Annotated in this window: 7 protein-coding genes; 2 read left to right on the forward strand and 5 right to left on the reverse strand. The window is 66.9% G+C overall.

The window, feature by feature from the left end:
• The first annotated feature begins 1 nt into the window (after position 1).
• Positions 2-2,494, forward strand: a complete 2,493-nt coding sequence (locus ACODS4_RS11105) for a hybrid sensor histidine kinase/response regulator (RefSeq protein ID WP_488863547.1) — start codon at positions 2-4, stop codon at positions 2,492-2,494.
• Positions 2,495-2,632: 138 nt separating this feature from the next.
• The gene (gene recA, locus ACODS4_RS11110) at positions 2,633-3,712 is read left to right on the forward strand and encodes a recombinase RecA (RefSeq protein ID WP_488863549.1); all 1,080 of its coding nucleotides are present in this window, start codon (positions 2,633-2,635) and stop codon (positions 3,710-3,712) included.
• A gap of 191 nt (positions 3,713-3,903) precedes the next feature.
• On the opposite strand, the gene rpmG is transcribed toward recA, so the two are convergent.
• From rpmG to dprA, 5 genes are all read right to left on the reverse strand, one after another.
• A complete protein-coding gene (gene rpmG, locus ACODS4_RS11115) occupies positions 3,904-4,071 on the reverse strand; it encodes a 50S ribosomal protein L33 (RefSeq protein ID WP_085556071.1) in 168 nt (55 codons plus the stop codon).
• 147 nt (positions 4,072-4,218) lie between these two features.
• Positions 4,219-5,826, reverse strand: coding sequence for a S41 family peptidase (locus ACODS4_RS11120; protein ID WP_488863551.1), 1,608 nt, complete (start codon positions 5,824-5,826; stop codon positions 4,219-4,221).
• Between the two features lie 224 nt (positions 5,827-6,050).
• Positions 6,051-8,201, reverse strand: a complete 2,151-nt coding sequence (gene rnr / locus ACODS4_RS11125) for a ribonuclease R (RefSeq protein WP_488863553.1) — start codon at positions 8,199-8,201, stop codon at positions 6,051-6,053.
• 155 nt (positions 8,202-8,356) lie between these two features.
• Complete coding sequence (topA, locus tag ACODS4_RS11130; protein WP_488863555.1) at positions 8,357-11,197, reverse strand: type I DNA topoisomerase; 2,841 nt, start codon at positions 11,195-11,197, stop codon at positions 8,357-8,359.
• Positions 11,198-11,242: 45 nt separating this feature from the next.
• Positions 11,243-12,364, reverse strand: a complete 1,122-nt coding sequence (gene dprA / locus ACODS4_RS11135; protein WP_488863556.1) for a DNA-processing protein DprA — start codon at positions 12,362-12,364, stop codon at positions 11,243-11,245.
• Positions 12,365-12,458 lie beyond the last annotated feature (94 nt).

Below are 12,458 nucleotides of genomic sequence, written 5' to 3' on the forward strand. Positions count from 1 at the left end.
GGTGGATAAGGCAACCTTCGATCAGGCGACGCCGTTGGGCAGGCGGCAAGCGATCCGGCCGTTGGGCGCGTTGGCGACCGCCGTTTTGTATTTTGGGCTGGCCCCGGCGGGGCTGGTCGCGTTGGTCGCGGGCATGGTGCTGGACCAGTCGGGCGTTGAATGGACGGGCGCGGCGGCGGCGGCGGCGGGCGTCGCCCTGCTGATTGGGCGCGCGGCCATCGTCGCCAGACGCTCCACACGGTTGGGGGTTTTGCTGGGCGGCGCGCTGGAGGGGCTGCCAGCGGGGCAGCTTTTGTGCGACGGCGCCGACGGGGTGGTGTTCGCCAACAGCGCGTTTGCGTCCCTGTCCGGTTGGCGGGGGGGCGAGCCGCCGTTCGACGCGCTGGAGCGTCAATTCGCCCGCGATCCTGAAAGCGCCCTGGAATTTCGTCGTTTGACCGAGCGCGTGCGCGCCGGCTTGACCGCCGCCGTCGAATTGCCGGTTCCCGGCGAGGATGGCCGTCCGCCGGAATGGCGGCGGATCCAAGGCCAGCCGGTGAACGGTTTTCCCGGCGCCATCCATTGGCGGGTCGAGGACATCACCGCCCGGCGCGAGCTGGAGCAGGTCATGCGGCGCGAGCAGGCGAAACTGGTCGATTTCATGGAGCACGCGCCCATCGGTTTTTTCTCGGTCGATCAGGACGGCCAGTTCCTCTTCGTCAACAGCACCTTGGCGGATTGGTTGGGATGCGCGCCCAGCGATCTGACCGACGGAAGCAAGCGTCTGCGCGACATTCTGGCGACTCCGCCAAACAGCGCCGCGCCTTACGACCTGTTCGAGTATGGCGGGGCCGAGCAACGCGGCGAATTGCGGATGGTCGGCGTGCAGGGGCGCGCCTTTCAGGTGTCGGTCGCCCACAGCGTTGTGGTGGCGGAGGATGGCCACACGGTTCACACCCGGTCGGTGGTCCGCGACCTGACGCCGGAGCATGAATGGCAGGAGGCGCTGCACCGTTCTGAACAGCGCTTCCAACGCTTTTTTGAAGACGCGCCGATCGGCATCGCCCTGTTGGACGACGACGGGCGCCTGTCGGAGTGCAACCGCGCCTTTCTGACTCTGATTGGCAGCGAGTCGGGCGCGGTGATTGGACGCCCGATGGCCGATCTGATCGCCCCGGCGGAGCGGGAGCGGGCGGCGGCCCGCCTGCGGGCGGTGTTGGGGGGCGAGGATCCGGCGGCGCCGCTGGAGGTCCGGTTGTCTGGTGGGCGGGAGTTGACCGCGCAGCTCTACGCCCGGCGGCTTGGTGGAGCGGGGCTGATCCTGCACTTCATCGACATGACGGAGCGCAAAAGCCTGGAGGCGCAGTTCGCCCAGTCGCAAAAGATGCAGGCGGTCGGCCAGTTGGCGGGCGGCGTCGCCCATGACTTCAACAATCTGCTGACGGCGATGATCGGCTTTTGCGATCTGCTGCTGCTGCGTCACAAGCCGGGCGACCAGTCTTTCAGCGACATCATGCAGATCAAGCAGAACGCCAACCGCGCCGCCAATCTGGTGCGGCAGCTTTTGGCCTTTTCGCGTCAGCAAACCCTGCAACCGCGCGTCATCGCCGTCACGGACGTGTTGGCCGAACTGGCCAATCTGCTGCGTCGCTTGATCGGCGAAACCATTGAGCTGAAGTTGATTCATGGCCGCGACCTGGGATTGGTCAAGGTCGATCAGAACCAGTTGGAGCAGGTCATCATCAATCTGGTGGTCAACGCCCGCGACGCCATGGCGGAGGGTGGGCGGCTGACTGTGGTCACGTCCAACTACGCCGTCGCCCAGCCCGAACGGCGCGAGCATGAGACGATTCCGGCGGGCGACTATGTGTGTCTGGAGGTGATCGACACCGGTTGCGGCATCGCCGACGAGAATCTCCAACGCATTTTCGAGCCGTTCTACACGACCAAGGAGGTTGGATCGGGAACCGGCCTGGGCCTGTCCACCGTGTACGGCATCGTCCGGCAAACCGGCGGCTTCGTCTTCGTCGATTCGACGGTGGGGGAGGGGACGACCTTCACCATTCTGTTGCCCCGCCATAGGGGCGAGGCGCGGCCTGTCGAGGTGGTGGAGCCGCGCGAACGGCGGGGGTACGACCTGACCGGCTCCGGCACCATCCTGTTGGTGGAGGATGAGGACGCCGTGCGGGTTTTCTCCGCCCGGGCGCTGCGCAACAAGGGCTATCAGGTCTTGGAGGCCAAGAACGGCGAGGCGGCGTTGCAGCAGATCGAAAGCGACGGCGCGGGCATCGACCTGCTCATCACCGACGTGGTGATGCCGCAAATGGACGGCCCAACCCTGGCTCGCCATGTCCGCCGCCTGCGCCCGGAGATGCGGGTGATCTTCATTTCCGGTTATGCCGAAGACCGGTTGGGCGAGATCGACGGGGTGGAGATCGCCCATTTTCTGCCCAAGCCCTTTTCGTTGAAGCAGCTCGCCGCCAAGGTCAAAGACGTGATTCGTGAGGGGCGGTGAATGGGCCGGGTGGGGATTCTGGCAAAGGGCGAGTGAGAACATCAAGGCAACATGCGCCCTTGCAAACCGGAACAAAAAGCGTACACTCTCCCTCGTTGCAAGAGCACGGGCCGTATGGTCTAAGAGGGGGGATCGGGCATGTCGTCCGCACAGCTTCGTTTGGTCGAGAAGGACTCCATGGACAAGCAAAAGGCGCTTGATGCCGCTCTGAGCCAGATTGAACGCGCCTTCGGCAAAGGCTCGATCATGAAGCTCGGCGCTCGTGAGCATCTGGTTGAGGCGGAGGTGGTGTCCACCGGCTCGCTCGGCCTTGACATCGCGCTCGGCATCGGCGGTTTGCCGCGTGGCCGCATCGTCGAGATTTACGGGCCGGAAAGTTCCGGCAAGACGACGCTGGCGCTGCACGCCATCGCCCAGGCGCAAAAGACCGGGGGCACCTGCGCTTTTGTCGACGCCGAACACGCGCTTGATCCGTCTTACGCCCGCAAGCTGGGCGTGAACATCGACGACTTGTTGATCTCGCAGCCCGACGCCGGCGAACAGGCGCTGGAAATCGCCGACACGCTGGTGCGCTCCGGCGCCATCGACGTGCTGGTGGTCGATTCGGTGGCCGCCCTGGTGCCGCGCGCCGAACTGGAAGGCGAAATGGGCGACAGCCATGTCGGTCTGCACGCCCGTCTGATGAGTCAGGCGCTGCGCAAGCTGACCGGCTCGATCTCCAAGTCGAATTGTCTGGTCATCTTCATCAACCAGATCCGCTTGAAGATTGGCGTGATGTTCGGCAACCCGGAAACCACGACCGGCGGCAACGCGCTGAAATTCTACGCCTCGGTTCGTCTCGACATCCGCCGCATCGGCGCGATCAAGGATCGTGAGACGGTGGTGGGCAACCAAACCCGCGTGAAGGTGGTGAAGAACAAGATGGCCCCGCCCTTCCGCGTGGTCGAATTCGACATCATGTATGGCGAAGGCGTGTCGAAGGTTGGCGAGTTGCTGGATCTCGGCATCCAGGCCAGCGTCGTCGACAAGGCGGGCGCGTGGTTCAGCTACGAAGGCGCCCGGATTGGGCAGGGGCGTGAGAACGCCAAGAACTTCCTGCGCAACAACCCGGAGATGGCTGACGCCATCGAGGCCAAGATTCGCGGCAACGCCGGTCTGGTCGCCGACGCGATGATGGGCACCCCGGAGGCCGACGCCGAGGCCGCCACGCCGGAGTGATCGGCGGCGTCGATCCCCCTTTGCAACGATGACCGAGAAACCCCGCTGTCCTGTGACGGCGGGGTTTTTCGTTTTGGCGGGCCGTCAGCGTTCATTGCCCTCGTGGCCGACGCATCATCAAGCCGATCCGCCGCACAAACGAAAAGGCCGCCCAGAGGGCGGCCTTTCGTGTACCCGAATTTCGGGAAGCCTTACTTGATCTTGGCTTCCTTGAACTCGACGTGCTTGCGCGCCACCGGGTCGTACTTGCGGAACGACAGCTTTTCGGTGGTCTTCTTGGGGTTCTTCTTCTTCACGTAGAAAAACCCGGTGTCAGCCGTGCTCAGCAGCTTGATGAGTACGGTGTTCTGCTTGGCCATGATCTCGATCCCGACAAAAAATCCGTGCCCGCCGGCCCGGCGGGGGCGGCGTCGTAGCGGCGGAAGATAACGTGTGACGCTGCGAAGTCAAGAGTTAAGGGCGGCGCCATTCAAGACGAATCGCAACCGCTCAACAAGTCCCGGACTCTAGCGCTCCGCCACGGTGTTGACGACGGCAAGAGCCGCCGCGCGTTGGTACAAAGGCGATTCGCCCAGCAGCCGCTTGGCGACTTTCATGTCCAAATCCGGTTCGTGCTCTTTCCAGGGGCAGGACTCGCGCAGGCGGGTCAACGCCTGCTCGTCGTCCGCCGCTTTGATCCGCCAACTGGCGATCTGGGCGGGGCGGTTGCGCCCGTCGCGCAATTCGGTCAGCAGCGCCGCCGGGTCATGCTGACCGGGGCGGCTGGTGCAGACGGTCGGTTGGACGCCCTGGCGGTGCAACGTGTAACCGGCGGGGGTGTAGATGCGGCTCCAGGTCAGAAACAACTCGCCATCGTTGGGCAGGCGGGTGACGGTCTGAACGCTGCCCTTGCCATAGGACGACGCGCCGACCACCACCGCACGCCCTGTGTCCTGCAACGCCGCCGCCACCACCTCGGCGGAGGAGGCGGAGCGGCCATCGACCAGCACCACCATCGGCAGGCCGTCGGCGATGTCGTCGGGGGCGGCGTCGAAGCGCTGGCGGCTGTCGGGGTGGCGACCCTCGGTCGAGATGATGCGGCCACGTCGGATGAACAGATCGGCGACGGCGACGGCCTGATCGAGCAGCCCGCCGGGATTGCCGCGCAGGTCGAGGATCATGCCCCGCAGGTTCCGCCCACCGGGGCTTTGGCGCATCGCCGCCACGCTGTCGCGCAGGTTGGATGCGGTGGTGGCGTTGAAACGCTCCAGCCTCAGCAAACCGACGTGATCGACGATGGACACGCTGACGGTGTTGGGGACGACGCGCTCGCGACGGAGCGGCAGGCGGCGGGGCGTGCCGCCGTCGCGGGCCACCGTCACCGTCACCAGGGCGCCGGTTGGGCCGCGCAGCCGGTCACGCATGTCGGATTCGCTCATCCGCGCGATCAAATCATTGTCGATGGCGAAGAGCTGGTCGCCGTCGCGCAGGCCAGCGCGGTCGGCGGGGCTGCGGGGCACGATGTCGCGCAGCGTCACCCGACCGCCGTGGATGTCCAAGGACACGCCGATGCCGCCATAACCCTCGCGTTGCGCCCGCTCGTTGGTCGCGCGCTGAACGCCCGTGTAGCGCGAATAACCGTCGAGATCGGCGGTCACGCCGTCGAACACGACCTGATAAACCCGCTCCGGCGCCGCCTGAGCCAGGATGGGGGAATAGAGGCGGGCGCGGTCAATGACGCGGGTGGTCAGAATGGCCCAACCCGCTGAATCGCCCGCGTTGGGAGCGCCATATTCGGCGGCCAGCGCGCCTGACACGTACAGACGTACGGTGGTGTTCGCCCGTTCGATCCTCACCGCCGGATCAATGGCGGTCAGCCCCTTCAGGCCGTCGACGCCCAGCCGGTCAAAACTGACCGCTTCCAGGTAAACCTCAGCGATCTTGTTGAAACCAACCGTGAAAACCTGCTCGCTGACCGTCGCCGCCTTGTTGGGCGCGGCGGCGAGCGGCTGCGCGGCGAAGGCAAGGGCGGCAAGGCTGGTGGGAATGGCGAGACGGGCAGACCGGCGCAAGGCGCGCGTCAGGGTCTGAAACGGCGAAACGCGAGACGGAACCGTGCGATCGCTCTTGGCCATGGGGAAAACCCAAGCCTCCCTTCCCACAAAACCGGATCGGATGGGCGCTTCCCGATCCCGGACGCGCAACATTTAGCATCCCGATTGTGGCGCGAGCGGGACAAATTCGGGGGTGTCTCACGAATGTTACGAATTGCCAACCGCTGTTGCGCAGAAAACACGATCAAGGGCGGCTGTGTCTGAATCCCAACGGTCTTGGCGTTGCGGCCAGGCCACGCCCGGAGTCAGCGCGCCGAGTCGGCCAGCCGGAACAGGGTGCTGCCGGTCAAGGGATCGGCTTCCACCAGGATGACGGTCACCGGGGCGCTCAGCCGGTAGCGGGTTCCGGTGCGTTGGCCGACCAGGGCGTGCGCCGCCTCGTCATGCTCGTAACGGTCGTCGGGCAGCGCGCTGATGGGAACAAGGCCGTCGGCGCCGCTGTCGTCCAGACGGATAAACAGGCCAAAGCGCGTCACCCCGGACACCCGCCCGGTGAAACGCGCGCCGACGCGGTCGGCCAGATGGGCGGCGGTGAAGCGGTCCACGGCGTCGCGTTCGGCGGTCGCCGCCCGTCGCTCGGTGGCGGACAGATGGTCGCCGATCTCGGTCAGCCGCTCCATCGCCGCGTCGTCCAACCCGCCGACGCCAAGGTTGAGCGCGCGGATCAACGCCCGATGGACGATCAGATCGGCGTAGCGGCGGATCGGCGAGGTGAAATGGGCGTAGCGGGGCAGGGCCAAACCGAAATGGCCGATGTTGTCCGGGCTGTAGGCCGCCTGGGCCTGGGCGCGCAGGATGACCTCGCTGACCAGTTGCGAGTCCGGCGTCCCCTCCACCCGGCGCAAAATCCGGGTGAAATGCTCCGGCTTCAAGGCCTCTCCCTTGGGGAAGGTCAGGCCGATGCCGGTCAGGAAGGCGCGCAGCGTCTCCATCTTGTCCAGCGACGGTTGGTCGTGGACGCGGAACAGGCCGGGCATGCCGCGCGCTTCCAGAACCTCCGCCGCCGCGACGTTGGCGGCGATCATGAACTCTTCGATCAACCGATGGCTGTCCAGCCGCACCCGCGTGGCGATGTCGCCGACCCGTCCGCGCTCGTCCACCACGACGCGGCGTTCGGGCAAATCAAGGTCGAGCGTACGGCGGCGTACGCGCGCCTCCCACAGCCGGGCGTACGCGCCGTAGAGCGGGGCGATCACTGTGTCGGCCAACGGGCCGGTCGCGTCGTCGGCGCGGCCCTCGTGGCAATTCTGCACCTGTTCGTAGGTCAACCGGGCGGCGGACCGCATGAGTCCGCGCGCCAACCGATGCCGAATCAGCGCGCCGTTGCGGTCAATCCACAGGTGGAAGACCAGACAGGCGCGATCCTCGTTCGGGCGCAGGGAGCACAGCCCGTTCGACAGGGCTTCCGGCAGCATCGGCACGACGCGGTCGGGGAAATAGACCGAGTTGCCGCGCTCATACGCCGCGCGATCCAGGGATGAACCGGGGCGCACATAATAAGAGACGTCGGCGATGGCGACGATCAGGCGCCAGCCGTCGGGGTTGGCCGGGTCGCTGTCCGCCTCCGCCCACACCGCGTCGTCGAAATCGCGGGCGTCGGCCCCGTCGATGGTGACGAAGGGGATGGCGCGCAGATCCTCGCGCCCGACCAGCGACGGGACCGAGGCCAATGCGGCCTCGCGCAGCGCGCCATGGGGAAAGACGGTCGGCAAGCCATGGGTGTGAATGGCGATCAGGCTGATGGCGCGCGGTTCGGCGGTGGAGCCGAAGCGATCAACGACGCGGGCTTGCGGCAGGCCAAGCCGCCCGGCGGGCAGGATCTCCGCCAACACCAGATCGTCGGCCTCGGCGTCGCCCCGGTTGGGCGGCAGCACGAAAAATTCGGTCCGGTTGCGGCGGTCGGTCGGCGTGATCCGCCCGCCATCCGCCGCCGGGCGGTAGACGCCCAGCACGCGGGTTTCGCTGGCCCCTTCGATCCGCCGGATGATTCGGGCCTCGTAGAGCCGGTCGTTGATCCGCGCCAGCTTGGCCAACAGGCGGGCGCCAACAGCCAGCGGCGGCGCGCCCTTGCGTTCGGGCAGCAGGAAAATGCGTGGCGGGGCGCCCTCGCCGGTCCAGGTCAGCGGGCGGGCCTGCGCCTCGCCATCGGGATCGACGCCGGAGATTTCCAGAACGGCGACCTCGGGCAGCGCTTGCGGCGGGGCGACGCGCTTGTTGCGGCCCCGCTCGACGGCGCCGTCGGCCTCCAAATCGCGCAGCAGGTCTTTCAGCCGCTCCCGATGGTCGGAGCCGGACAGCTTGAAGGCGCGGGCGATCTCGCGCTTGCCGACCGGCGTCGCGCTGGACCGGATGAGGGCAAGGACGGCGTCCTTGGTCGGAAAGCGGGAATCGGTCACGGGCGGGCCGGTGTGGGGAGTGGTTGCTCTGGGATGCCCCCTCCCCAGCCCTCCCCCGCGTTGCGGGAGAGGGGGCCTTATGGAGAAGCGGCGTTTGTTCCCTCTCCCGCGTCAAGCGGGGGAGGGTTAGGGAGGGGGCTTGAGAGCCGACGCCCTTACGACGCCTTCTTGCGCGCCGCCGGAGCCTTTTCCGCCTTGGCTTCGGCGGGGGCTTCCGCCGGAGCCTTGGCCTTGGTCGTCTTCGCCGTCGTCTTTGTCGCTGTCTTCGTCGCCGCTTTGGCCGGAGCCTTTTTCGCGGCGGCTTTCTTGGCCGGGGCCTTCTTCGCCGCCGTCTCGTCCGCGCCCGCGTCCGCCGTCGCCGGTTCGGCCTCCTTCGGGGCCTTGCCCTTTTTGGCGGCGTCCTTGGCGATTTTGGCCTCGATCAGTTCCAACGCCTGTTCCAGCGTCACGCTGTCCGGCTCGGTCGCCTTGGGGATGGAGGCGTAGACGCTGCCATGCTTCACATAGGGGCCGAAACGGCCCGACCCCATGGTGATCGGCTTGCCGGTCTTGGGGTGGTCGCCGAGAGTCTTCGCCGGGGCCGAGGCCTTCTTCGCCGCTCCCGCCAGCAGATCGACCGCGCGGTTGATGCCGATCATCAGCACGTCGTCGTCGGGCGTCAGCGACTTGTAGACGCTGCCATGCTTCAGATAGGGGCCGAAGCGCCCGATGCCGGCGCTGATTTCTTCGTTGGTTTCCGGGTGGGGGCCGATGACGCGCGGCAAGGCCAGCAGGCGCAGCGCGGTGTCGAGGTCGATGTCGCCCGCCGCCATGCCCTTGGGCAGCGACACCCGCTTGGGCTTCGGCGTCTCGTCCTTGACCTTCTTCTTGGCCTTGGGCTTTTTGCCGTCGGCGGGCTTCTCCTCAACCGCGACCGGCGCGGGCGCGGCCTCCGCCGGGGCGGGGGCCGGGCCAAGCTGGATGTAGGCGCCGAAGGGGCCGCGCCGCACGGTGACGGGCAGGCCGCTGTCGGGATCCGGCCCCAGCTCGCGCGGGCCTTCCGGCAACGCGCCGCTCTCGTCGTTGGCGACGGCCAGCGGGCGGGTGTAGCGGCATTCGGGGTAACGGGCGCAGCCGATGAAGGCCCCCATCTTGCCCAGCTTCAACCCCAGACGGCCTTCGTGGCAAACCGGGCAGACGCGCGGATCGTGACCGCCCTCGGTCGGGGCGGGGAAGAAATGGGATCCCAGCTCCTCGTCCAGGGTGGTCAGCACCTGGGTGATGGTCAGATCCTTGGTGCCGTTGACGGCGACGTCGAACGGCGTCCAGAACTCCCGCAGCACGGTCTTCCAGTTGATCTTGCCGTCGGAAATCTCGTCGAGCTGGTTTTCCAGAGTGGCGGTGAAGTTGTATTCGACGTAGCGGTGGAAGAAGTTTTCCAGGAAAGCCGTGACCAGCCGCCCCCGGTCTTCCGGGAAGAAGCGCCGCTTGTCGATCCGCACATACTCGCGGTCCTGCAACACCTGAAGGATCGAGGCGTAGGTGGAGGGGCGACCGATGCCGAGTTCTTCCAATTTCTTGACGAGGCTGGCTTCGGAATAGCGCGGCGGCGGTTGGGTGAAATGCTGTTCAGGGGCGATGTCGCCACGGGCCAACGCGTCGTTCTGCTCCATGGCGGGCAGGCGGCGTTCCTGCTGGTCGTCCTCGGCGCTGTCGTCGCGGTCTTCCTGATAGACCTTCAGGAAGCCGTCGAAGACGACGACGGAGCCGGTGGCGCGCAGCACCACGTCCTTCGACGGGCTGGCGATGTCCACGGCGACCTGATCCAGCACGGCGCTTTCCATCTGGCTGGCCAGCGTGCGCTTCCAGACCAGCTCGTACAGCCGCAACTCGTCCGATTCCAGCGCGCCGGTCAGGCTGTCCGGGCGGCGGTTGAGGTCGGTCGGGCGAATCGCCTCGTGCGCCTCTTGCGCGTTTTTGGCCGTGGTCTTGTAGACGCGCGGCTGGCCGGGGACGTAGCGCTCGCCAAACTGCTCGCCGATCACGCTGCGGGCCGACTCGATGGCCTCCTGCGACAGGCTGACGCCGTCGGTTCGCATGTAGGTGATGAGGCCGACGGTTTCCCCGCCGATGTCGATGCCCTCATACAGCTTTTGCGCGGTGCGCATGGTGCGGGTGGCGCCGAAGCCCAGCTTGCGCGAGGCCTCCTGCTGCAAGGTCGAGGTGGTGAAGGGCGGCGACGGGTTGCGGCGGCTTTGCTTGCGCTCCACCGCCGACACGGCGAAGAGCTGGGGCTGGATGCGGGCCACGGCGGCCTCGGCGGCGGCGCGGGTCGGCAGGCCGAACTTGTCGAGCTTCTTGCCGTCCAACTGGGTCAGCGCGGCGGAAAAGCCGACGCCGCCCGGCGTGGTGAAGCCGACGGCGATCGACCAGTATTCTTGCGGCTTGAAGACCTCGATTTCCGATTCGCGCTCACAGACCAGCCGCAGGGCGACCGACTGCACGCGACCCGCCGACCGCGATCCGGGCAGCTTGCGCCACAGCACCGGTGACAGGGTGAAACCGACCAGATAATCCAGCGCCCGCCGGGCGAGATAGGCGTCCACCAACTCCTGCGACACGGCGCGCGGGTTGGCCATCGCGGTCTGCACGGCGGATTTGGTGATTTCGTTGAAGGTGACGCGCTGGACCTCGCGGTCGTCGGACAGATGTTTGTCGCGCAGGAGTTCGGACAGATGCCAGGCGATCGCCTCTCCCTCGCGATCCGGATCGGTCGCCAGATAGATGCGGGTGGCCGACTTCACCGCCTTGGCGATCTCGTCGATGTGACGCTTGGAGCGGTCGCCCAACTCCCAATCCATGGCGAAGTCATCATCCGGGCGCACCGAGCCGTCGCGCGCCGGAAGGTCGCGGACATGGCCGAAGCTGGCGATGACGGTGTAATCGTCGCCCAGATATTTGTTGATGGTCTTCGCCTTGGCCGGCGATTCGACGATGACGACGTTGCTGCCCGGCAAGAGACCTGCCCTTTGCGTGTGCCTACCCAAAACGGACGGCGCCGATCAGATGAGAGACACCTGATGACCGGGTTGTCGCTGGACTCGGCCGGCAAGCTCAAGTTCCAAAACCACGGTCAGCACCACCGGAGCGGACAATTGGCACCCGCGAACGAGTTCGTCAATGGTGACGGGCGTGGGGCTGAGGTTTTCCAGAACAAGGGCGCGGGCGCGAACCAGGTCGGACTCGTCGGGTTCGCGGGTCGGCGCGGTGGCGAACAGGTCGGGTTGCCGTTCCCCCAGATTGAGCGGGCGCAGGCTTTCCAGCGCGCGCAGCACGTCGTCGGCGCTTTCCACCAGCGCGGCCCCTTGGCGGATCAGGTTGTTGGTTCCCTGACAACGGGGGTCGAGCGGCGAGCCGGGAACGGCCATCACCTCGCGCCCCTGTTCCAACGCCATGCGGGCGGTGATGAGCGAACCGGACTTCATCGCCGCCTCGATCACCACGATCCCCAGCGACAGGCCGGAAATCAGCCGGTTGCGGCGGGGAAAATGGCGGGCCTGCGGTTGGGTGGCGATGGGGCTTTCGGCGATCACCACGCCCTGCGCCACGATGTCGCGGTAGAGCGTTTCATTCTCCGGCGGGTAGACGACGTCGATGCCCCCGGCGACCACGGCGGCGGTGCCGGTCGCCAGGGCGCCGACATGGGCCGCCGTGTCGATGCCGCGCGCCAGCCCGGACGCCACCAGCAGCCCGGCGGCGCCCAGGTCGCGGGCCAGCGTTTCGGCGAATTTCTTGCCGTTCAGCGAGGCGTTGCGCGCGCCGACCATGGCGACGGCGCGGCGGCTCAACAGATGGGGATGGCCGATGACGGAGAGGAGCGGCGGCGCGTCGTCCACCGCCGCCAGCGCTTCGGGGTAATCGGGTTCGCAGGACGCGATCAGCCGGGCGCCGAATCGCCGGTTGGCGGCGATCTCCCGTTCGACGTCGGCCTTGCTGGCGACGCGCAGCGGTTTGACCCGCCCGCCGCGTTTGGCCAACTCCGGCAACGCCTCAAGCGCCGCGCGGGCGTCGCCGAACTGGTCGAGCAGACGGTGAAAGGTGATCGGCCCGACATTTTCAGTGCGGATCAGGCGGAGCCAGTCGAGCCGTTCGGCGTCGGAGAGGGGGTGGCGCGGTTGTGTCATGCGTGATGGTTTTACAACTGAATTTGCCGACGCTCAACACGCAATCGTATGATGGGTTGAGCGACGCCATCGCTTTTCAGGGGCTTGCCGCTTC

The sequence above is a fragment of the Azospirillum sp. FG154 genome (assembly GCF_057809575.1).